The sequence below is a fragment of the Streptomyces sp. NPDC050211 genome, assembly GCF_040656035.1.
GTDB lineage: Bacteria > Actinomycetota > Actinomycetes > Streptomycetales > Streptomycetaceae > Streptomyces.
Window position 1 is genome coordinate 20,582 of record NZ_JBFALC010000027.1, and the last position, 21,792, is coordinate 42,373.

Annotated in this window: 20 protein-coding genes and 2 pseudogenes; 8 read left to right on the forward strand and 14 right to left on the reverse strand. The window is 71.1% G+C overall.

Features of this window, described 5'->3' with window-relative positions; genetic code table 11:
• Window positions 1-49: 49 nt before the first annotated feature.
• The 5 genes from AB0I98_RS25355 to AB0I98_RS25375 are packed head-to-tail and all read right to left on the reverse strand — an operon-like array spanning window position 50 to window position 7,235.
• Window positions 50-2,113 carry an alpha-galactosidase gene (locus AB0I98_RS25355; RefSeq protein ID WP_362945407.1) on the reverse strand — a complete coding sequence of 688 codons (2,064 nt, stop codon included), beginning with the start codon at window positions 2,111-2,113 and terminating at the stop codon, window positions 50-52.
• Window positions 2,110-2,958, reverse strand: a complete 849-nt coding sequence (locus tag AB0I98_RS25360; protein WP_362945409.1) for a carbohydrate ABC transporter permease — start codon at window positions 2,956-2,958, stop codon at window positions 2,110-2,112. Before AB0I98_RS25360 ends, AB0I98_RS25355 begins: the two co-directional genes overlap by 4 nt.
• On the reverse strand, window positions 2,958-3,893 hold the full coding sequence (locus AB0I98_RS25365) for a sugar ABC transporter permease (protein ID WP_362945411.1): 936 nt from the start codon (window positions 3,891-3,893) through the stop codon (window positions 2,958-2,960). Before AB0I98_RS25365 ends, AB0I98_RS25360 begins: the two co-directional genes overlap by 1 nt.
• A 1-nt stretch (window position 3,894) precedes the next feature.
• Window positions 3,895-5,184, reverse strand: a complete 1,290-nt coding sequence (locus tag AB0I98_RS25370) for a substrate-binding domain-containing protein (RefSeq protein ID WP_362945413.1) — start codon at window positions 5,182-5,184, stop codon at window positions 3,895-3,897.
• Window positions 5,185-5,213: 29 nt separating this feature from the next.
• On the reverse strand, window positions 5,214-7,235 hold the full coding sequence (locus AB0I98_RS25375; protein WP_362945415.1) for a glycoside hydrolase family 27 protein: 2,022 nt from the start codon (window positions 7,233-7,235) through the stop codon (window positions 5,214-5,216).
• A gap of 265 nt (window positions 7,236-7,500) precedes the next feature.
• Here AB0I98_RS25375 and AB0I98_RS25380 point away from each other — a divergent pair, with 265 nt between their 5' ends.
• Window positions 7,501-7,677 carry a hypothetical protein gene (locus AB0I98_RS25380; RefSeq protein WP_362945417.1) on the forward strand — a complete coding sequence of 59 codons (177 nt, stop codon included), beginning with the start codon at window positions 7,501-7,503 and terminating at the stop codon, window positions 7,675-7,677.
• Window positions 7,678-7,719: 42 nt separating this feature from the next.
• A pseudogene (locus tag AB0I98_RS25385) lies at window positions 7,720-8,730 on the forward strand (ROK family transcriptional regulator); the annotation flags it as partial.
• A 59-nt stretch (window positions 8,731-8,789) separates the two neighbouring features.
• Here AB0I98_RS25385 and AB0I98_RS25390 read toward each other — a convergent pair.
• Window positions 8,790-8,987 (reverse strand): annotated as a pseudogene (locus AB0I98_RS25390) (ATP-binding protein); the annotation flags it as partial.
• A gap of 16 nt (window positions 8,988-9,003) precedes the next feature.
• Between AB0I98_RS25390 and AB0I98_RS25395 the strand changes: the two are divergent.
• Both AB0I98_RS25395 and AB0I98_RS25400 read left to right on the forward strand, forming a co-directional pair.
• Entirely contained in the window at window positions 9,004-9,606 is a 603-nt protein-coding gene (locus AB0I98_RS25395) for a hypothetical protein (protein ID WP_362945419.1), read from the forward strand.
• A 72-nt stretch (window positions 9,607-9,678) separates the two neighbouring features.
• Window positions 9,679-10,146 carry a DUF6069 family protein gene (locus AB0I98_RS25400; RefSeq protein WP_362945421.1) on the forward strand — a complete coding sequence of 156 codons (468 nt, stop codon included), beginning with the start codon at window positions 9,679-9,681 and terminating at the stop codon, window positions 10,144-10,146.
• 64 nt (window positions 10,147-10,210) lie between these two features.
• On the opposite strand, the gene AB0I98_RS25405 is transcribed toward AB0I98_RS25400, so the two are convergent.
• From AB0I98_RS25405 to AB0I98_RS25420, 4 genes are all read right to left on the reverse strand, one after another.
• A complete protein-coding gene (locus AB0I98_RS25405) occupies window positions 10,211-10,912 on the reverse strand; it encodes a CPBP family intramembrane glutamic endopeptidase (protein WP_362945423.1) in 702 nt (233 codons plus the stop codon).
• A gap of 41 nt (window positions 10,913-10,953) precedes the next feature.
• On the reverse strand, window positions 10,954-11,760 hold the full coding sequence (locus AB0I98_RS25410) for an SAM-dependent methyltransferase (RefSeq protein WP_362945425.1): 807 nt from the start codon (window positions 11,758-11,760) through the stop codon (window positions 10,954-10,956).
• Between the two features lie 84 nt (window positions 11,761-11,844).
• Window positions 11,845-12,096 (reverse strand): DUF397 domain-containing protein, encoded by a 252-nt coding sequence (locus AB0I98_RS25415; protein ID WP_362945427.1) that lies wholly within the window; start codon window positions 12,094-12,096, stop codon window positions 11,845-11,847.
• Window positions 12,093-12,968: a helix-turn-helix transcriptional regulator gene (locus AB0I98_RS25420; protein ID WP_362945429.1), complete on the reverse strand. Its 876-nt coding sequence runs from the start codon at window positions 12,966-12,968 to the stop codon at window positions 12,093-12,095. Before AB0I98_RS25420 ends, AB0I98_RS25415 begins: the two co-directional genes overlap by 4 nt.
• A 271-nt stretch (window positions 12,969-13,239) precedes the next feature.
• On the opposite strand from AB0I98_RS25420, the gene AB0I98_RS25425 reads away from it, so the two are divergent.
• From AB0I98_RS25425 to AB0I98_RS25440, 4 genes are all read left to right on the forward strand, one after another.
• A complete protein-coding gene (locus AB0I98_RS25425) occupies window positions 13,240-13,680 on the forward strand; it encodes an ATP-binding protein (protein ID WP_362945431.1) in 441 nt (146 codons plus the stop codon).
• Window positions 13,681-13,728: 48 nt separating this feature from the next.
• On the forward strand, window positions 13,729-14,439 hold the full coding sequence (locus tag AB0I98_RS25430; RefSeq protein WP_362945433.1) for a class E sortase: 711 nt from the start codon (window positions 13,729-13,731) through the stop codon (window positions 14,437-14,439).
• A gap of 72 nt (window positions 14,440-14,511) precedes the next feature.
• Window positions 14,512-15,495: a trypsin-like peptidase domain-containing protein gene (locus tag AB0I98_RS25435; RefSeq protein WP_362945435.1), complete on the forward strand. Its 984-nt coding sequence runs from the start codon at window positions 14,512-14,514 to the stop codon at window positions 15,493-15,495.
• 86 nt (window positions 15,496-15,581) lie between these two features.
• Window positions 15,582-16,085 (forward strand): hypothetical protein, encoded by a 504-nt coding sequence (locus AB0I98_RS25440; protein WP_362945437.1) that lies wholly within the window; start codon window positions 15,582-15,584, stop codon window positions 16,083-16,085.
• Between the two features lie 18 nt (window positions 16,086-16,103).
• On the opposite strand, the gene AB0I98_RS25445 is transcribed toward AB0I98_RS25440, so the two are convergent.
• From AB0I98_RS25445 to AB0I98_RS25460, 4 genes are all read right to left on the reverse strand, one after another.
• A complete protein-coding gene (locus AB0I98_RS25445; RefSeq protein WP_362945439.1) occupies window positions 16,104-16,559 on the reverse strand; it encodes a (2Fe-2S)-binding protein in 456 nt (151 codons plus the stop codon).
• Window positions 16,560-16,569: 10 nt separating this feature from the next.
• The gene (locus AB0I98_RS25450) at window positions 16,570-18,636 is read right to left on the reverse strand and encodes a molybdopterin cofactor-binding domain-containing protein (RefSeq protein ID WP_362945527.1); all 2,067 of its coding nucleotides are present in this window, start codon (window positions 18,634-18,636) and stop codon (window positions 16,570-16,572) included.
• 195 nt (window positions 18,637-18,831) lie between these two features.
• On the reverse strand, window positions 18,832-19,614 hold the full coding sequence (gene erm, locus AB0I98_RS25455; RefSeq protein WP_362945441.1) for an ErmE/ErmH/ErmO/ErmR family 23S rRNA (adenine(2058)-N(6))-methyltransferase: 783 nt from the start codon (window positions 19,612-19,614) through the stop codon (window positions 18,832-18,834).
• Between the two features lie 553 nt (window positions 19,615-20,167).
• On the reverse strand, window positions 20,168-21,685 hold the full coding sequence (locus AB0I98_RS25460; RefSeq protein ID WP_362945442.1) for a protein kinase: 1,518 nt from the start codon (window positions 21,683-21,685) through the stop codon (window positions 20,168-20,170).
• Window positions 21,686-21,792 lie beyond the last annotated feature (107 nt).

Genomic DNA, 21,792 nt, shown 5'->3' on the forward strand with positions numbered 1-21,792 from the left:
TTTCGACTCCTTCGCCGGGAGGACGGGCCGTACGGGAAACATATGCGCCTCACTCACGCATCAGCACCACGAGGTCGGCGTCATGATCGGCGCTCCACGTGAACGGCAGCCCGTAGTGGAGCAGATGGGCTCCGCTGTACGTCGTCCCCGTCGCCGCGTCCCGAAAGCGCGCCGCCGGGTCCAGCGCCCGCAGCCGGAGCCGGTCGGGGCGGCCGGGGACGAGCGGGGCACCGTCGAGGCGCCCGGTACTCAGTGCGGCGACGACCGTGCGGCCGGCGTGGTCGAACTGCACGCCGAAGGTGCTGTCGTCGGGAGTGCCGAGCAGCCTTGCCTCCCCGTGGTGTGTGACATGGCACACCTTCTTGTAGCGGGCGATCCACCCCCTGGCCTCGGCCCGCTGCTCCGCAGTCCACCTCCGCAGATCGGCCCCGACACCCAGCACCCCGCACATGGCGTTCACGAACCGGAAGGCGAGACTGCGCGGGCGCGGATCGAACACGCCGGGGGCGTCGGTGACCCAGGAGCTCATGACGTGCGGCGCGTGGGCGTGCAGGAAGCCGTACTGGATGGACAGCCGGTCCAGCGGGGCCGTGTTGTCGCTGGGCCAGACCACGTCCGTGCGCGCCAGCGTCGCGTGGTCGACGCGGGCGCCGCCGCCCGCGCAGCCCTCCACGGTCACGTCGGGGTGGGCGGCCCGCAGATGGTCCAGGACGCGCAGATAGCCGGCGGCGTGCTCCGCGTCCAGGTCGACGGGGCCGGAGCCTGGGCGGCCGCGCTCGGTGGGCGGCCGGTTCATGTCCCACTTCAGATAGCTGATGTCGTAGTCGCCGAGCAGCCGGTCGAGCGTGCCGATCACGAAGTCCTGGACGTCGGTCCGCCCGAGGTCGAGCAGCAGCTGGTTGCGGACGAGCGTGGCCGGGCGGCCGTCGATCCGGTAGACCCAGTCGGGGTGCTCGGCGTACAGCCGGCTGCCGGGACTGACCGCCTCGGGCTCCACCCACAGGCCGAAGTCCAGGCCCAGCCCTCGGACGTCGGCCACGAACCGGTCGAAGCCGGCCGGGAAGGCGTCCGGGTCCGGATACCAGTCGCCCAGCCCGCCGGTGTCGTCACCGCGGCCCGTGAACCATCCGTCGTCCACGACGAACAGCTCGGCCCCGATCTCCGCGGCGGCCTTCGCCAGCTCCAGCTGACCGGCCGCGTCGACGTCGAAGCCGGTGGCCTCCCAGGAGTTGTAGAGCACCTTGCGGGGCCGGTTGAGCCGCTCCCCGGCCAGCCGGCGCTCGTAGCGGTGCCAGACGCGGGACAGCCCGTCGAGTCCGTCGGGACTGAACGCGCAGGCGAGACGGGGGGTGACGAGGGTTTCGCCGGCAGCCAGGACCACCGCCCCCTCGTGGGGGACCCGGCCCGCACGGACGCGCACGGTACCGCCGGGTTCCGCCTCCGCCGTGATGTGCCAGTTGCCCGGCCAGTCGAGGGCGACACCGTAGGCCGCCGCCGAGTCTCCGTCCTGGACGGCGAGCCAGGGAGCGTACGCGTGCCCGGGCACGCCCTGCGTGCTGCCGATGGTGAACGTGCCGCGCTGAAGGGCGAGTTGGGTGCGCTGGAACTCCTGCGACCATTGACCGGCGAGGTAGGTCAGCCGCGCCGCGCCGCCGACGGGGATGTTCACGGCGGCCGAGTCGAACCGCTCCAGGCGCAGCTCTGCCGTGGCGGTGAGTTCGGTCCAGCGCAGGATCACATCGGTGCCCGGCACGGTCTCGTAGCAGAGGACCGTACGGAGTCCGACGACGTGGTCCGTGAAGGCGAGCCGCAGCGTCCCCTCACCCTCCTCCGCCCCCGCGAAGTCCCACCACACGCCCCGCTCCTCGCCCGGTCGCGAGGCCACGAGCTCGGAACCGGTGAACGGCCTGAGTCCGTACGGCAGATACTCGGCGGGCGCGGCGTCGGCGGGCGTGATGAAGTGCGTGCGCCGCGACCGGTCCAGGGCGGAGGGGCCGTGCTCGACGCCGTGCGGTCCCCAGGCGTCGAGTTCGGCCCATGGGCCGTCGGGGGAGAGCCGTACGGCGTACGTGGTGTGGTCGGTGCGCAGGATCCAGCGCTCGTACGACGTCACTTCACCGCTCCCAGGTTGAGGCCGGCCACGAAGTGGCGCTGGAACCGCAGGAACACGGCCACGGTGGGTGCCGCGGCGATGACCGACCCGGCGGCGATCACGTTCCACATCGACACGTACTGCCCCTGAAGTCCGATGAGGGCGGCGGTGATCGGCATCTTGGTGTCGCTGCGCAGGACAGTGATCGCCCAGAGCAGATCGTTGAAGATCCACGTGAACGACAGCGCGCTGAGCGCGGCCAGGGCGGGTCTCGTCAACGGCAGGATGATCCGCCAGAAGATCTGCCAGGGCCCGGCGCCGTCCACGACCGCCGCCTGCTGGATCTCCGCAGGGATCGCCCGCATGAACCCGTGCAGGACGAAGACGTAGAAGCCGACGCCGAAGCCGATCTGGACGCCGATCAGCGCGGGCAGGGTGTCGTAGACGCCCATCAGCTCGCTGAGCTTGGACACCGGGATGAGCAGGATCTGCGGCGGGAGCAGGTTGCCGCCGAGCATGAGCAGCAACAGGGAACGCCGGAAGGGCAGTTCGTAGCGGCTGAGGGCGAACGCGGCCATGGCGGCCAGCGCCAGTGTCACGAGGACGCACGGCACGGTGACGACGAGGCTGTTGACCAGGGCGCGCCCCTGGCCGCCGTCGACCCAGGCCTGCCGGAAGTTGTCCAGGGTGAAGGAGCGGGGCCAACTGCCCAGGCCGTGGGCGGCGACGTCGTCGAAGGAGCGCAGGCTGGTCACCAGGACCAGGGCGATGGGCAGCAGCCACAGGACCGCCAACGCACCGGCGGACAGGTGGAATCCGGCGGTCGCGGCACGCCTGCGGTGCAGGGCCGTGGAGGTGGCGGACATCAGTCGGCCTCCCGGAACGCGCGGACGAGATAGGAGCAGATGACGCCGAAGGCCAGCACGAAGATGACCACGGCCAGCGCCGAGCCGTAGCCCAGGCGCAGGGACTGGAACGCGGTGGAGTACATGTACGTGCTCAGCAGCTCGGACGAGTGGTAGGGGCCGCCGCGGGTCAGGGACCACACGACGTCGAAGGAGCGCAGCGAGTCGATGACGATGACGGACAGAACGACCGCGTTGACACTGCGCAGTTGGGGGAGCGTGACATGCCGGAAGCGCTGCCACGCACCGGCACCGTCGACCTTGGCCGCCTCGTACAGCGCCGGATCGATGCCCTTGAGGCCGGCGAGGTACAGCACCATGACGTAGCCGATCTGCCGCCACAGCGCGGGCACGATCACGGCGTACAGGGCGGTGTCCTGGTCGGCGAGCCAGGCGTGGCGCAGGCTGTCGAGGCCGACGGACCCGAGGAGTTGGTTGAGGACGCCGTCCGGCTGGTAGATCGCCTGCCATACGAGGGCGGTGGCGACCAGCGAGAAGACGACGGGCAGGAACAGGGCGGCCCGGTAGAAGCCGACGCCGCGCCGCTCCTGCTGCAGCAGCAGAGCGGCGGCCAGGCCGAGCATTGCGGACAGGCCGCCGAAGAGCACCAGCCACAGCACCGTGTGCCAGGCCGCGCTGCGGAAGACCTCGTCGTGGGCCATCTCCTGGAAGTTGTCCAGGCCGACGAACCGCGGCGCCGAGACGCCGTCCCAGCTGGTGAAAGCGAGGTAGAAGCCCTGCAGGGCGGGCCAGAACACCCACAGCGCCTCGGCGAGCAGCGGCACCAGGACGAACGCGAGCACCAGCGGGGGAGTGCGGCGCGGGCCCCGGCCCCGACCGCCACGGGACGGCGTCGGGACCGGGAGTTTGCGGTGGGGAGCGGTCAGGACGGCCATGTCAGGCGGTCCAGATCTTCTCGGCGTCCCGCTGCCAGTCGGTGAGGATGCCCCCGATGTCCTTCGGCTTGGCGAGGAACTTGGTCAGCGCGTTGTCCGCGGTGGGTTGGAGGGCGTCGCTGGAGTCCCGGTTGAAGAACTGGGTGATCTCGGCGGCCTCCTCCACGTGCTTGCGGCCCTTCTTCACCAGCGCAGTGCCGGCGTCCTTCGCGTCCGGGTTGCACGGCAGGACGGTGCCGGAGGAGCCCTTGATGTAGATCTCCTGGGCTTCCGCGGTGGCGACGTAACTCAGCAGGTCGGACACCTGCTCGCGGCGGCCGGTGCGGGCGCTGGCGAAGCAGCCGTCCGTGGGCGCCTCTTCGGCGAGCGGAACCTTCGAGTCGATGACCGGGAAGCGGAAGAAGTCGATGTCGTCGAGGGCGTCCTTGGGCGCCGCGTCGGCGAAGAAGGTGCCGATCAGCATCATGCCGCTGCGGCCGTTGAGCAGGGAGGTCGTGGCGTCCTGGAAGGGGATGGCGGTGCCGTCCGGGTCGAAGTACGGCAGCACTTCCTGCCAGCGGTCGAAGACCTTGCGCACCTCGGGGTCGTCGAACCGGTGCTTCCCAGCGAGGAGTTGGCGGTGGTAATCGGCGCCGTTGATGCGGATGTCGAGATAGTCGAACCAGGCCGAGGCGACCCAAGGCGTGTTGCCGCCCGCACCGAGCCCGATCGGCGCGACACCCTTGCTCTTGAGCTTGTCGCACAGATCGAGGAAGTCGTCCCAGCTCTCCGGCTCGCTCACGCCCCACTTGGCGAAGTTCGACTTCCGGTAGAACATGCCCCACCAGTAGTAGGTCATGGGCACGAAGACCTTCTTGCCGGAGCTCGCCGTGCACAGCGAGTTCAGGGCCTTCGAGTACTTCTTCAGATCGGGCGAGGAGGCCCAGACGTCGTCGAGGTCGAGCAGCAGGTTCTTCTTGGCGTACGCGTCCGCGACCGAGCCGGGGTACCAGGTGTAGACGTCGGGCGGGTTGGCGGAGGTGAGGTACGTCGGCAGCTGGGTGCGGAAGGTCTCCGCGGCGACCGTGTTGAGGGTGGCCTTCCCGGTGCCCTGCTTGCCGTAGGCGGCGACGAGGTCTTCCATCGCCGTCTTGGCCTGCGGGGCGGACAGGTTGGACTGGAGGGTCACCGCGCCTTTCGAGGAGCTGTTGCCCGAGGACGTCGATGTGACACAGCCGCTGAGCAGTGCCGTCGTGCCGGCGGCACCGAGTCCGGCGAGGAACCGGCGTCGGCTGGGCTGGTGATGCGTCATGAAGGACTCCGTGGCGGATACGTGCTGATTCATCGGAACTGGGTTCGGTGGACGTAGCCGTCGACTCCGCGGAACACCGCGTCGACCGTGCCGTCCGGCCCGCCCACCGCTCCCAGCGCGCCGTCGAACGCGGCGCTCGGGAACTCCTGCCGCTTGCTCCAGCCCTGCCAGGCACCGTTCTCGTACCGCTGCTGCCAGAGCGTGTAGTCCCCGGCCCGCGCGTACAGCACCACGGCGTCACCCACGGCGACCAGCGTCGGACTGCCGCTGACGGTCCCGCCGAGCGAGGCCCACGCCGACCAGGCACCGGACGTGTCCCGGGACCGTGTCCACACGTCGTCCGCCGCGGTGCGCACGGCGACATGGACGCGCCCCTGGGAGTCGACGACGGCGGACGGACGGCCGTACGTCGTGCGGTCGCCGGGCGCACCGAGGGACGACCAGGCGGACGAGGGCCCGCGCTGCACGATCTGTCCGTCGGCTCCCCGGGCGAACAGCGTCCAGTGTCCGGGGTCGGTGAACGCCGCCGACGGAGCGTCGGTCAGCCGCCCGCCGAGGCTCTGCCAGGCGCCCCAGCGCCCGTCGGTGAAGACCCGCCGGTAGGCTCGGGAGTCCGCGCCGCGCACGAAGACGTCGATACGGCCGCCTGCGGAGGCGTATGCGGCGGGCTGGCCCAGGATCCGGCCGCCGAGGTCCTTCCTCCTGCCGTCCGTCATCTGGACGAGGGAACCGTCCGGTCCACGGAAGAAGGTGTCACCATCCGGCAGCACGGCCGGGCTCGCCGTGGCCTTCGCGCCCAGGTTCGTGCCGGGCAGGTCCTCCGCGCCGGTCAGCTTCAGGAATGCGGTGCCGTGCGCGGGTACCTCGACGGTGTACGACGTGGTGTGCGTCCCGCGATCCGCACGCGCGCGAAGGTCACGCACCCGCACCGAGCCGCCGAGCCCCGCGTCGGCGAACCGCACGGTGCGCTCGGCGGGTTGATCGGAACGGTTGAGCAGCACGACCGCCCGCTGCCCGCGTCCGTTGAGGACCTTGCTGTACACATCGCCGACCGAGTCGGTCGCCACCCGTACGCCCTGAATGCCCAGTGGATCCTGGTCGACGGCGATGATCTCCGGGTTGCGCAGCGTCTTGATCATCGAGTCCGAGAGGGTGCGCGGGTCGGAGCCGAGGACGAGGGGCGAGCCCATCTCGGCCCACATCACGAACTGGGTCGTGGACTCCTCCTGCGTCAGCTCGTACGACCCGTCCGTCATCCGGCGCATCGGGATGAGGTAGTCGGGGTCGTTGTAGTGGCCGGGGCCCTGCGCCTCGGGGTGCCAGGCGTTGGCGTCCATGTTGCGCAGCACGTTGGGCCACTGCCCGGGGCTCGGGGTGCCCCAGGCGATGTCGGTGCCGGTGCGCCAGGAGTCCGCGATCGTCGGGGCGTACACGTAGGTGTTGTGCGCGTCCTGCTCGGGGGTGTGGGGCAGTCCCCAGTCGTCGGTGAGCGGGTTGCACAGGTTCAGCAGCATCTTGCGGCCGGATTTGGCCACCGCGTCGCTGAACTCCTTGAAGGCGGGGCCCGGATCGAGCTGCGCGCCGATCCCGCACAGGAAGTCGACCTTGATCGCGTCGACCTTCCAGCTCGCGAACAGCTGCGCGTCCTGCTCGTAGTACCCGCGGCTGCCCAGGCCGCAGCTCTTGCCGCCGTCGTAGGTGCCGGCGTCGGTGTAGATGCCGGCCCGCAGACCGCGCTGGTGCAGATAGGAGACCAGGGCGGGAATGCCGGACGGGAAGCGCTCCGGGTGCGCGGCCAGCCGTCCTTGGGCGTCGCGCGGATTGTCGGCCTGCCAGCCGCCGTCGAGCCACACGATGTCGTAGCCGCTGTCCCGCAGACCGCTGCTGACCAGCCTGTCGGCGACCGCGCGGACCTCCTTCTCGGTGGGCGCGCCCAGCCCGTAGTACGTGTTCCAGCCCATGTAGGGCGTCGGCGCGAGGCCGCTGTCGTAGTAGTCCGGCGCGCCCTGGTCCTCGGCGGTCCGCGCGTCGGCCGCGGGGGCGGCGGTCACGGCCAGCACCGTGGCCACGGCGACCGTGACGGCTCGGCGAGGGAGTCTGTGACCTGCGGCTTTTCGACCATCGGGGTGTGAAGTCACGTGCCTCTCCGGGTGGTTGGGAAGCGTCCTGGCGAAGACTGTGGCGTGTGGCCGAAACGCTGTCAATATTAATTACTAATTTATCTAAACAGCGTTCGCTCGCGGCGTCCCCGCTCCTGGGGAACATCGCTGTATCGCCAGGAGTTGGACGGGTGACGGTCGAAACGGGGAGGGCGAGATGAGCCAAGAAGAGGCGAACGTGGACACTGCCGAGACGGCACGCCGCGCGCGGTTCGGCGCACTGCCGGAGCGGGTTCGGTTGGAGGACACGGTCGAGGAGCACCCGGCCACGGCGCCGGACCCGGCGCGAGACGCGTACAACGAGGACGAGTGGCTCGTCCGCTACGCCCTCTGATTCTTTTTTCCGGACTGTTGACGAAAAACGCGGGCCGTCCGCATGCTGTGGTCCATGCCACAGCATCACGACGGCCCGCTGGCACGGCTGCGCCGGGGTCACGAGGAACTCGTACTTGATCTGCTGCGCAGGCACGGTCCGCTCAGCCGGGCCGAGTTGGGCAGGCACAGCGGGCTGTCGCGGACGACGCTGTACGACATCATCGCCGCCCTCGTCGACAGCGGAGCCGTCGTGGCGTCGGCTCCCGCTCCCGCCGAGCGCCGGCGGGGACGGCCGGTCGAGACACTGACGCTCCGCCCCGAGGCGGGGCAGGCGATCGGCATCGACTTCGCCCGTCGTGCGGTGCACGTCGCCGCGGTCAACGTCGCCCACGAGGTGATCGGTTCGGCAAGTGCGCCGCACGCTCCCGGCCTCCCCTGGGAGGAGCGGGTGGACCTCGCCGAGCGGCTGGTGGGTGCGCTGGCCGGCGGCACGTTGCGGCTCGGCGCGCTGAGCGCGATCGGCGTGGGTGTGGTCGGGCCTGTCGAGGATGTGGCGGGCGAGGCGGCGGGTGCGGCGGCGGAGGCAGCGGGTGAGCCCGATGCCCGCCATGGCGACACCGCCCCTGGCCCCCAAGCCCCCCGCACCGACCTCGCCCTCCTCCTCCGCAAACGCTTCGGCGTCCCCGTCCTCGTCGACAACAACACCCGTCTCGCCGCGCTCGCGGAAGCGACCTGGGGAGCGGCCGCCGGCGACCAGGACGTGCTGTATCTGCGGCTGTCGCACGGCGTCGGCGGCGGGCTCGTCGTGGGTGGCTCGCTGCACCGGGGCGCGCACGGGCTGTCCGGCGAGTTCGGGCACATCACCATCGAGCCGGACGGGCGCCGATGTTCGTGCGGCGGGCGAGGGTGTCTGGAGACGGTGGCCTCCGTCGGTGCCGTACTCGACGCGCACGGCAAGGCGGACGATTTGCCCGCGCTGCTCGCGGCCCTCCCCGCCGACCCCGCCGCGCGGCGCGTGCTGGACGCGGCCGGCTCCCGCGTCGGCACCGTGCTGGCCGCCGTGTGCAACGCGCCGGAGAGCGTCTTGGGCAGTGCGTCGGCGAAGTCGGAGAGCCCGACCAGGTCGATCGCCTGCTCAGTACGCCGCCTGCGCTCGACGGCCGGAAGGGAGGTGAGTCTCAGCCCGAACTCGACATTGCCGCGCACCGTGAGCCACGGAAAGAGCGCGTACTGCTGGAAGATCACGCCGCGTTCGGGACCGGGCCCGGTGACGGGCGCGCCGTCCACGAGAACCTGACCTGCCGTCGGTTCGTCGAGTCCCCCGGCCAGGTTGAGGAGCGTCGACTTGCCGCAGCCGGACGGCCCGACGACCGTGACGAACTCCCGGTCCCCCGCGACGAGCGACGGGGCGCTGTCCTGGCCGACCCAGAACGCCGAGCTCTACCTCGGCACCAACACCGCTTCCGTGCTCACCCGACCCGCACCGCCCGGCGACTTCACCGTGGAGACCAAGCTCCGGCTCACCTCCGGACCGGCCAACCAGCAGGCGGGGCTCGTGCTGTACGGAAGCGACGACCGGTACGTCAAACTCGTGCATTCCGTGCTGCCGTTGAGCCACACCGGCGGCAAGGTCACCCACGTCACCGAGTTCGGCAAGGAGGGCGCCCGCCCCACCACCACGCCGCCGACACCGGTGGCGTACGGCCCGATGTTCGGCGGTCCTGCCGCGGACACGTTGTGGATGCGCCTGTCGTACCACGCCGACTCCGCCCACGACGAGCACGAGGTGCGGGCCGCCACGAGCACGGACGGGCGGAACTGGACCTGGACCGGGGTGTGGACACTGCCCGACGCGCAGCCGCTGAGGATCGGCCTGGTGTCCCTGAACACGGCCGGCGCCACCGCACTCTTCGACTACGTGCGCACTTCGCAGAACTTGCCCCGGTGACCGATTAGTTCTGCGGCGTCGCGCCGTCTAACTCCATGAAAGGCATACCGAGCCCGAACAGGAGAACATCCCATGAGCGTGACCGCGTCCCAGACCCAGACCCTCGCCCAGTCCCCCTCCACGACCCGCTCTGCCGACACACGCCCCGTGTGGCTGGTGGGTGTCCTGGCGACCCTCGCGGGCGCCGTCGTGACCGAGGTGTTCGCCCTCGTCTGCCGGGCGGCGGGCGTCCCGATGGACGCGGCCAGTCCCGGCGCGAAGGAGGCCGCGGAGATCCCGGTGGGCGGCTTCGCCGGGGGCGTGCTGTTCTGGGCGATCGCCGGGATCGTCCTGGCCGTGGCCCTCGCCCGCTGGGCCAAGCGGCCCGCCCGTACGTTCGTGGTGATCACGGTCGCGCTCACCGCGCTGTCCCTGGTCGGCCCCGCCGCCGCCCCGCACACGGCCACCTCCACCCAGATCGTCCTGGCCGTGTCGCACGTCGTGGCCGCCGTCGTGATCATTCCCCTGCTAGCGCGGCGCCTTGCCCGCCGGACCCGGTGACCCTTCCGAGGCCGAAACCGCCCGACCAGCCCTGCCCTCAGGAATCCACCGAGGGCAGGGCTTGTCAGCTGTCGAGCCACCGCCGTGCCGCCGCCCAGGCGAGCGCGTAGCCGAAGCCGTTGACCGACCAGTGCAGGGCCATGGGCGCCAGCAGGCTGCCCGAGCGGCGGCGCAGCTCGCACAGGACGACCCCCGCGACGGCGGTGACGACGATGGCCGCGGCGACGGTCGCCGCCACGGCTGCCGAGCCCTCCCCGAAGGCCGCGCCGACAGCGGCATTGGAGCGGTTGAGGCCACGGGAGGGCAGCAGGTGCCAGAGCCCGAACAGCAGCGATGACACCGTCGTGGCCCACACGGTGCCGCGGCGGCGCCGGATCATGGCCCACAGCACGCCACGAAACGCGGCCTCCTCCAGCAGCACGGTGCCGAACGGCACCCGTACCAGCACGCCCCACAGCAGCCGTCCCATGGACAGGTCGACCGCCCGGGCGTCCCGGAACGCCTCCCGGCCCGCCGGAACGGCCAGGGCGACCAGCAGGACGAGGAGCACCACCCCGGCCAGGACAGGGGCCCAGCGCAGTCCCCGGCGGATCCCCGCCTTGTCCAGTCCCAGCTCGGCCGGGGTGAGACCGTCCCAGCGGGCGATCATCAGCAGGACGGCCGTGGCGGTCACGCAGGTGATCACGTACATGACGGGGTTCCGCGCGAGCCAGTTGTTGAGCAGGTTCGCGACGGCCAGGACGGCAACGGCACACACGATCGGCATCGGCTACAGAATCCACCACAGCGGTGCCGCTCGCCCCACAGTTACGGCTTGATGCCCACCCCGGTCCACAGGCTGACCTCGGCGTCCGAGGCGCTGGGCTCGTCGTCCGGGCGCCAGCGGTGGCCGACCGTGATGCCGGGCTCCAGCAGGTCGAGGCCGTCGAAGAAGCGGGCGACGTCCTTCTGGGCACGGAACCGCACCGGCGTGCCGGCGTTCGTGTAGATGTCGGTGACCTTCTGCCAGGTGTCCGGATCAAAGTCGGGGGTGCAGTGACTCAGGGCCAGCGCGCTGCCCGAGGGGAGAGCGGCCAGCAGACGGTTCACGATGCCGTACGGGTCCTGGGCGTCCGTGACGAAGTGCATCAGGGCGTTGAGCGACAGGGCCACGGGCCGGTCCAGATCGAGGACTTCGGCCAGCTCGGGGGCGCTCAGCAGCGCGTCCGGGTTGTTGACGTCGGCCTCGATGTACGTGGTGCGGCCCTGGGGCGTGCTGCGCATCAGGCGCTCGGCGTACTTGAGGACGAGGGGATCGTTGTCGGCGTACACCACCCGGGCCTCGGGGACCGCGGACTGGGCCACCTGGTGCAGGTTCGGCTCGGTGGGGATGCCGGTGCCGATGTCCAGCCACTGGCGGATGCCGTGCTCCTGGGCGAGGACGCGGGTGGCGCGGTGCATGAAGGCGCGGTTCTCGCGGGCGCAGACGAAGATGCCGGGGTAGGCCGCCGCCACGGTCTCGGCCGCCTTCTTGTCCACCTCGAAGTGGTCCTTGCCGCCGAGGTAGTAGTCGTACATCCGGGCAGAGTGGGGCCTGCTGGTGTCGATGTCCCGGGCGGCGTGGGGGTTGGTCATCCTGTCCCTTTCGGTGTGGTGCGTGGGGGGTGCCGGGCAGGTCGTGGCCGGGGCGGCTCGGGTCCTTCCCGCTGGTGAGAGGGGTCAGCCGGCGGCCAGATGGTCGGCGAGGCCGCGCTTGACTCCCGCGACGAACGCGGCGATCTCGGCCGGGGTGTAGATCAGCGCGGGACCCGCGGGATCGGTCGACTGCCGCAGCGCCACGCGGCCGTCGGCGAGTTGCTTCGTCTGCACGCACTGGCCCCCGTTGGGGCCGCTCCACGGAGACTCCCAGCCCTGCTCGCCGAGGTCCGATGCGGGCATTCCGTTGTAGACGTGCCCGTTGATCGTGGTCATGAGTACTCCTTGCGCATGCGGTTCAGGAGTGCCCTGCTGTCCGCGTCCGACGTCAGCAGCGACATGCGGTTGTGCGCCTCGAGATGCGCCGCGACATCGGAGCGCTGGTCCAGGTACATGGCACCGGACAGGATCTCCGTGTAGACGATGTCGGGCAGCTCCGGCTCCTCGAACCGGAAATACGTGTACGGGGCGCACACCCCGACATGGGCACCGGCGGTGAAGGGCACGACATCGACGCTGACGTGCTCCAGTTCCGAGACCTCCAGGAGCCGCTCGATCTGCTCCCGCATGACCTCGGGGCCGCCGACCACCCGGTGCAGTACGGCTTCCTCCATGACCACCCACAGTGTGGGCGTGTCGGGTCTCTCCAGCAGGCCCTGGCGACGTAACCGCAGGTCCACTCTGCGCTGCAGGTCCTCGTCGCCGTCGCCCGGGAAACCCCCGCTCAGTACTTCGCGCGCGTAGCGGCCGGTCTGCAGCAGCCCCGTGACGTAGTGCGGCTCATAGGTGCGCAGGGTCTTGGCGCCGGTCTCCAGACTCACGTAGGCGCTGAACCAGTTGGGCAGCACATCGCGGTACGCGTGCCACCAGCCGGGCTCGTTGGCCCGCTCGGCGAGGACGACGAACTCGTCGATCTCCTGCCGGTCGGCCCCGTAGGTCTCGAGCAGCTTCTCCACGTAGAGCGGCTTGAGAGCGACCTCGGCCTTCTCCAGCCTCCGGATGGTCAGCGGCTTCACGCGCAGGGCCTTCGCGGCGTCCTCCAGCGACGCGCCGGCCCCCAGCCGGCGCTCCTGCAGCCGTCGGCCGAGGATCATGCGGAGAACGGTGGGGGCACCCGTGGTGCTCGCGCCCGAACGACCTTCGCTCACGCCCTACCTCCTGAGGGACTGTCACCAGTCCGAGTCTGACAGTGACTTGATGATGCGGCCAGACCGATACCGGCTGACTGAAATTATCAGGGAGCCGGTTGCAGCTTGAACTAGGGTGCGAGCATAGTTACTTGTGTGAATCGTCTTGCCACCCGCGAGGCGCTTCATCGCCGATCTCCCGTGTCCCCCCACGGGAGTTGGTACGCGCCGGTACCCACGCCGACCTTCCTCCGCTCCCCGCGGCGCCCGCCCCCCCACGGAAGGCGAACCCGTGTCCCCCCACACGACCTCTTCCCCAAAGTCCTTAGACGCCGTCGGCCCGGACCGAACCCACTGGCTCGAACTCCCGGCGCACCGTTCCAGCGTCGCAGTGGCCCGCCGCTCGATGAGCGAGCGGCTGACCGCGTGGCAGCTGCCGGGCGAGCTGTGCGCGGACGCCGTCCTGCTCCTGTCCGAGCTGGCCACCAATGCCGTACGGCACACCCTCAGCACCCGTTTCCTGTGCGGCGTCGGGATCGTCGAGGCCGGGTGCCTGCGTGTCGAGGTGCACGACCGCAACCATGTCCGCCAGGGTCTGCCCCCGTGTGTGCCAGGCCCCGACGACGAGGGGGGCCGCGGACTGTTCCTGGTGGACCAGCTGGCCGAGACCTGGGGAGTCGATCGGTCCCCACTCACCGGCGGCAACGCGGTATGGGCGACGTTGCGGGTCTGAGCGCCCGGCGGGAACGACTGGCCGGCCCTCGTTCGTTTCCCGGGTGCCATGGCCTGTTCCCGAGCTCGTCCCGCCTTCCTGACCGGCGTCGGCATCGCCGTGATCCTCGGCTGCTCCGGCGGCGGGGGCACGACCGGCGAGTCCACGCGAGCCAAGGAGACGACACCCCCTGCGACGAAATCGGCGCAGCCCTCATCGCCATCCCCTTCGGACGACCGGCCCGCCGCCCCCAAGACCGGTGACCAGCGTCAGCACGCGTGGCTGACCATCGAGGCCATCGGCGTCAAGAACCTGCGCGTCGTCCCGTACGAGGGCACGACGGACGACTGGCCGGGCACCCGCATCCAGAACCGCGGCTTCGCCGCCAGCCCGTACGGCAAGCAGGGTGGGGTCGGCCCGGGCGAGATCGGCAACTACCTCGTCACGGCCCACCGCCTCTCCGCCGGCGGCCCACTGCGCCTCCTCCCGAGCCTTGACGAGGGTGAGCGGGTCGTCGTCACGGCGGCCGGAGCGCGCTACGAGTACGAGATCACCGACACGCGGGAAACCTCCTTCCGCTCGGCGCGCTCACTCGCGGAACAGCGGGCAGCCGTGCCGGGCGTCCCCGGTCAGCGCCCCACCCAGGCCATGATCACCGTCTCCACCTGCCTGACGCCCGAGGACAACGCGGCCGGGAACTACTGGCGCGACGACAGGGGCAACCCCGAGCACCGCGTCGACAAGATCGGCGTGCTGACGTCCGCACAGCCCGCTCAGTGACGGCCGGTGCCCTTCCGCAGGCATGCGTGTAAGCATGTAATCAGTCCTGTGGACCAGCGGAAGGATCCGCTCGTGGCCGAGACAGTCTCCGAGCCCGACCGCTCCGGCATGGAGCAGTCCGCGCTCGACGCCTACTCCCTGATCGTCACCTCGGTCGCCGCCGAGCTCACGCCGAAGGTGGCGGCCGTGAACGTCGCGCACCGCAGGTTCAGAGGGCGTTTCGTGGTCGGCACCGGCTCCGCGGTGGTGTTCACCGACGACGGTTTCCTGCTCACCAACGCCCATGTCGTCGGGCACTCCGACGCCGGCACGGCGTCCTTCGCCGACGGCACGACGACGCCCTTCCACGTCATCGGCGCCGATCCGCTGTCCGACCTCGCGGTGATCCGCGCCGACGGTCCGACCCCGGCCCCGGCCAGGCTCGGTGAGGCGAACGGGCTGCGCGTCGGGCAGCTTGTGGTGGCCGTCGGCAATCCGCTCGGACTGGCCGGCAGTGTCACCGCCGGTGTGGTCAGTGCCCTGGGGCGGTCGCTGCCCACGAGCGCCGGGGCCGCCACCCGCATCATCGACGACGTCGTGCAGACCGACGCCACGCTCTACCCGGGCAGTTCCGGCGGCGCACTCGCCACCGCCGACGGGAGGGTCGTCGGGATCAACACCGCGATCGCCGAGGTCGGCCTGGGCCTCGCCATCCCGGTCAACGCGAACAGCCGCCAGATCGTCGCCGCCCTGCTCGCGGACGGGAGGGTCCGCCGCGCCTATCTCGGTGTCGCCGGCACCCCCGCACCGCTGCCGCCGTCGCTTCGGGAGCGGACCGGCCGGCGCACCGGCCTGCGTATCGTCGAGGTCGTGCCCGCCTCTCCCGCCGCCCGCTCCGGGCTGCGCACCGGTGATCTGCTGATCACCGCCGGCGGTGAGCCGGTGACCAGTGCGCAGACGCTCCAGCGTCTGATGCTGGAGGACGCCATCGGGCGCCCGCTCGCGCTGACCGCACTACGCGGCGGCGCCCTCGTGGACGTCATCGCCATGCCCGTGGAACTGCCCGCGGACGACTGAGGGGAGCGGCACAACCCTGGGCCCTATTCGGGTGTCACCACTGATGAGAATCCTCTGTCCCCTCAAGAGAAAGATCGGGGGGCGTCATGTTCAACCGTCCAAGAGGTACCGCCATAGCCGTGGGCGTCCTGCTCACCGCCGCCGGCACCACGATTCCCGCCTCGGCCTCAGCCTCGGCCCAGGCACCCCCCATCGCACTCGTCGTCAACGCACGATGGGGCGGGCACTGCACCTACGACCGGCTGGTCATCGACGTCCGGGGCACCATGCCCCCGGTCACCGTGAAGCCGGTGAAGGAACTCCGCTACGACGGCTCCGGGAAGAAGGTCCCGCTCGCCGGGAAGTACTTCCTCGAGATCAAGCTCTCTCCCGCAGCCGCCCACAACGAGGCCGGCCAGTCGGTCTACCGCGGGCCCAAGCTCCTGAAGATCCATCTGCCCAAGCTCAAGGGCCTCGCTCTGACCGGTGACTTCGAAGCCGTGGTCACCTTCGGAGCCGCCTTCAACTCCAAGCCCGTCTACAAGACCTTCAAGCTGCACTCCCCGGAGCGCTTCGTCCTCGACATCAAGCACGCCAACCGGTGTGCCTGACCCCGGCGCCGGCCGCGGTCAGCCCTCGGCGGCCGCCTTCTTGATCGCTTCACGGATCCGGCAGTAGGTGCCGCAGCGGCAGACGTTCTCGATCCGGTCGATGTCCGCGTCGCTCGGATCGGTCGTCCGCTTCAGCAGGGCGGCCGCGGTCATGATCTGGCCCGGCTGGCAGAAGCCGCACTGCGCCACGTCCATGTCGAGCCAGGCCTGCTGGACGGGGTGCAGCCGGTCACCGTCCGCCAGGCCCTCGATGGTGGTGACCTCGCGCTGCGCGCAGTCGGCCACGGGGACGACGCAGGGCTGGATCTCCGCGCCGTCGAGATGGCTGGTGCAGGCACGGCAGACACCCACCCCGCAGCCGTACTTGGGGCCGGTCACGTCCAGCAGATCGCGCAGCACCCACAGCAGCGGCATGTCGGCGGGAGCCTCGACGGTGACCGGCTTGCCGTTGAGGACGAAGGAGTAGGACGGCATCGGCACCTTCTCAGAAGTTGATCGGGAAGCGGCGGGGCCGGGTCCCGGTCGCGCGGGCGTAGGCGTTGGCGACGGCGCCGGCCGCGGCCGGGACACCGAGTTCGCCGGCTCCGCCGGGCTCCCGGCGGGAGGGCAGGATGTGCGCCTCGAAGTGGAGCGGGGCGTCCTGCTGGCGTGCGTAGCGGAAGTCGGCGAAGCTGCCCTCGCGGACGGCGCCCCGGTCGATGTGCAGTCCGGCCCGCAGCACGGTGGAGATGCCGTCGATCGCGGTGCCCATGAGCTGGGCCTCGAGACCGCGCGGGTTGACGGCCGTGCCGACGTCGGCCGCCATCACCACCTTGGTCACCCGGGGCCGCTTCGGATCGGTGGCGTCGATCTCGACCAGACAGGCCACGCTGGAGCCGTACTCCTCGTGCACGGCCACACCCTGGGCCTTGCCGTCCGGCAGGGACCGGCCCCAGTTCCCGGCGGCGGCGACCTTGTCCAGTACGGCTTTGACGGACTTGTTCTTGAGCGTCGTACGACGGAAGGCGACCGGATCCTTGCCGAGGCTCCGGGCGATCTCGTCGACGACGATCTCCTCCGCCGTCCTTGTCGTCCCGGAGTCCACCGAGCGCCAGGCGCCCAGCGGTATCGCCAGCTCCACCGAGCCCGAATCCCCTGAAAGACGCCCGAAGTTGTAGAGGCCGCTGTCGCTGGGGAGCGGGGCCGCGGCGCCCTGCGCGGACAGTCCGTCGTACGACTCGCTCACCGAGGCCGTCGCATGGGCGAAGGCCACCACCCGGCCCCGGGCGTGGCTGGCGCGGATCCGGTGGTGGGAGGCCGGGCGCATCCTGCCGTGCCGGAGGTCGTCGGCACGGCTCCACATCAGCTTCACCGGCCGGCGCGCGGCCTTCGAGATCAGGGCCGCCTCGATGGCGAAGTCGTAGTTGAGCCGCCGCCCGAACGAGCCGCCGCTCCGCAGGACATGGACCTTGACCTTCGATGCCGGCAGGCCGACGGCGGAGGCGATGCTGTCCCGTGCGTCCATGGGGGTCTGGGTGGAGAACCAGAGCTCGGCGCGATCGGCCCGCACATCGGCCACCGTGGTCAGTACCTCCATCGGCGCATGGCTGACGAAGGCGAACTCGAACTCGCCCGTCACCTGCGCCGATCCCCGCGGCGGAGCCCCGAGCGCGGGGACGGCGGCCCGCAGCCGGGCACGGATCGCGGCGTCGGACAGCCTGGCCAGCGGACCGGGAGCCCAGGTGATGCGCAGGGCGTCCCTGGCCTTGAAGGCGTGATGGAAGGACTCCGCCACGACGGCGACACCGGTGTCGACCTTGACGACTTTCAGGACCCCCGGCATCGCGCGTGCCGCCCGCGAGTCCACCGAGACGACTTTGCCGCCGATCGTCGGCGGCCGGGCCACCACGGTCGGCTTCGCTCCGGCCACCGACAGGTCTCCGGTGTACTTCGCCTTGCCCGTGACGATGTCCCGCGCGTCGATCCGCGTCGCCGGCCGCCCGATCACCCGGTGCCGGGACGCCGGTTTCGGCTTGCTGGAGACGGCCGGCCGACGGATTCCGGCCGCGCCCGCGGTCAGGGAGCCGTACGTGGCCGTACGCCCGTCCGGTGCGACGACCATGGTGTTCCACGTCCGCAGGGTGCGGGCCGGAAGGCCCCAGCGCCGGGCCGCTGCGGTCACCAGCCGGGCGCGTGCGGTGGCGGCCAGGTTGCGCGCGGGGCCGTACAGCGAACTGACCGAGTTCGAACCGCCCGTGTACTGATTGCCCCGGCTGCGGGCGTCGGCGAGCGGGATGCGCACATCCATCAGCCGGGCGTCCAGTTCCTCGGCGATCATCATGGCGACCGCGGTCGTGATGCCCTGGCCGACCTCGACCCGCGGCAGCCGTACGACCACCTTGTTCGCCTCGGTGACCTCCAGGACGAGCATCTCCTCGTCGGTGCCCCGCACAACGACATCGGAAGCCCCGCGCGCGCCCCGATCCCTCTGCTCCGCACCTTCGGCCCGCGGCGCGTCGCAGCCGAGGGGAGCCGCGACGGTCAGAGTGGACGCGGCGAGCGAGTACACCATGAACCCCCGGCGCGACACCCCCCGCCGATCCGGCCCGTCCTCGGACACATCGGCGCCCATGGCGGAAGTCTCGATCCCGTCCAACGAACACTCCTCTCCATGCGCTCGCCCCTCTGCCCTGGTATGAGGGTTCGGATCGCTGGGTGGTTGCATGCCGGGGGAGTCGATATCGGGTTCCGTCCGGCACCTGGCCGGTCAATCGGCCGCGAGCACCTGATACAGCCGCAGCCACTGCCCCGGTGACGCTGCGCCGACGAGCGCGCGCGGATCGAGGCGCGCGCACCGGAACGCCACGTCGACCCGGCGCCCGGGGTGAGCGCGCCGCAACGACGCGTGCAACGAGCCGCCGACCCCGGAGAATCCCAGCTCCACCATGCGCGACCACGAGGCATACGCGTCCGGGGCGAGCAGCGGGATGCGGCGGCGCTCGATGCGTACGATTCCGGCGTCGACCCGGGGCACCGGCCGGAACCGGGTCCGGGCGACGCGCCCGAGGAACCGCCACTCGTGGCGCGGCCAGCTCCGGATCGTCAGCAGGGTCCAACTCCCGTAGTCCCCGGTGCGTTTGCGGGCGTACTCGAGCTGGGTGAGGAGGGTGGCGTCCGTCAGCGCCGGGGCCCGCAGACACCAGTCGACGACGTCCGCGGTACGGGAGAACGGCACGTTCCCGGCGACGGAGAAGGGGGTCCGCGGGGGCTGTGCGGCGAGGAAGTCGCCGCCGATGACGCGGATATGGGGGGCGGTGCGGAATCGGGCCCGCAGCTCCGGAACGAGGCGGGGGTCGATCTCGTAGGCGAGCAGCTCACCGCAGCGGGGTGCGAGCGAAGAGGTCAACGCGCCCTGTCCCGCCCCCACTTCGACGAGGAGGGTGTCCCGCCGCGGATGCGGGACGGCGAGCCGTGCGAGGCGGTCGGCGGTGGCGCGGTCGGCGAGAAAGTTCTGCGAAAGCGCGCGGGCAGCGCGGATGGGGCGGGCCATGGCCTGCGGTCCTTGTCGTCCGTGAAGGGCATACGGGCAGACGAAGGCCCCGACCGGAGACAGGAGGAAGCGAAGGGGTGCGCCCTACGGTGCAAGCGTCAGCGGGCGTGGTTCCCCGGGCCGGTCAGGGCGCCGGGGGCGTGGCGCAGTCGCATGGCGTGCGCGCAGCCCCGGCCGTGACCGGTGATCGAGATCGCATTGATTCCCACGGGCAGCACGCTAAGCGGGCAGGACGGGCCGGGCAATCGAATTTCGTGCCTGCGGCCTCTTGGGCGAGCGGAGCCGCGTGCGACGTGGAGCTGATCACCGGGCACAACCGGGACGAGTTCCGCCTCTTCCTCCTGCTCGGCGGGATGCTCGGCCGGGTCGACGAGGGGCTGGCGTCGACGACCTTGGCCCGCGTACGACCCCGAGCGGCGCCTCGTGCAGCTCCTCGACGTCGAGGCGCGGGTCACTGCCTACCCGGAGGAGGTCTCCCGGCGCCTGTGGGAGCAGCACACCTTCGCCGCGCTGCCCCTGACGTCGGTGTGACCTCACGTACTGAGGCCGCCCGTCAGCCGGAGGCGCGTGTGCAGCGGCCCGTAGGGCTGGTCGCCGGTGGGCGGCATTGGAGAGCGAAGTCGGCCGGGCTGGTGCTCAGGTAGCGGCCCATGCAGGTGCTCGGCGTCGTGCGCCCGCGCTCGGCGCAGAAGGACAGTGCCGCGCGGCCGTCGGCGAAGGGGCCCGGCGCGTAGAAGACCCAGTAGCCCGGGCGGAGAGAGGCGAAGTCGTCGCTGCGGACGTAGACGGCCTCGGGTACCGACTCGCGGAGCACGGCGAGGCGTTGATCGCGGGTTGCGGTGCCCGAGGAGAGCGGTTCGGAGTGGAGCTGGGCGACCCAGCTGCCGTTGCCGGCCGGTGTGGAGGGTGACGCGGACCCGGGCGGCGCGGCTGAGGGTGTCCGTTCGGGCGTCGGAGCAGGGCTCGGAGTGGTGCGGGCGTCCGGAGCGGAGGGCGTGCTCGCGGTGGCGTCGCGCTCCGCGCCCGCCTTCTTCTCCTCGTCGCCCGAGCCGGAGCCGGGCAGGGCGAGGGCGAGAGCCACCGCCGCACCGACGGCCACGACCGCGGCCACGGCGACGAGGACCGGCGTGCGGCGGCGGCCCGACGGGGCGGGGCGCGTGATGTCCTGCTGTGCGGGCGTCACCACAGGAGCGGGCGGCGGAGGTGGAGTTGGGGTAGTGGTCGGCGTCGGTGTGGCGGTGAGCGTCGGCTGCGCCCAGTGCGGTGCGGTGCCGGACTCGACCTGGGCCAGCATCGCGTCCAGCTGCTCGCCGCGGGGACGTGCCGCCGGGTCGCGTACCAGGAGGGACTGGAGCACGGGGGCGAGCGGGCCGGAGCGCACGGGCGGGGGAACCGGGTCTTCGAGCACCGCGGCCAGCGTGCCGAGCGTGCTCGCGCGGCGCAGTGGACTCACGCCCTCCACGCACACGTACAGGACCAGCCCGAGGGACCACAGGTCGGACGCCGGGTCGTTGTCGCGCCCGCGGAGGCATTCGGGAGCGATGTACTCGGGTGAGCCGACGAATTCACCCGTGACCGTCAGGGCGGTCGCCCCCTGGAGGGCGGCGATGCCGAAGTCGGTGAGCACGGCCGTGCCGTCGGGGGAGAGCAGGATGTTCGCGGGTTTGACGTCCCGGTGCCGGATACCGGCCGCGTGCGCGGTGCGCAGACCGGAGAGCACCTGACGGCCGATACGCGCCGCCTCCACCGGGTCCAACGGACCCTCGGCCAGCCGCTGTTGGAGCGAAATGCCCGGCACCAGCTCCATCACGATCCACGGGTGGGGGTCCGCCTCGATGATCTGATGGACCGTCACCACATGAGGGCTGTTGAGCCGCGCCAGTGCCCTTGCCTCGCGCATGACCCGCTCGCGTACGACGGGAGAGTTCTCGGCGTCCGGGCGTACGGCCTTGAGGGCGACCTCGCGATGCAGCACGGTGTCCCGGGCCCGCCATACCGTGCCCATCCCCCCGCTGCCGAGCCGTCCGAGCAGTTCGAAGCGTCCGTCGACCATGTCCCCTGGTGCGTTCACCCGCCAAAGGTTAAGGCAGCGGCCGGCTCCCGCTCGCGCCCGCCCCGCTCGCATGCTCATGCCACGGATACGTCATTGGTATGGAGCCGTAACACTCCTGACGGACC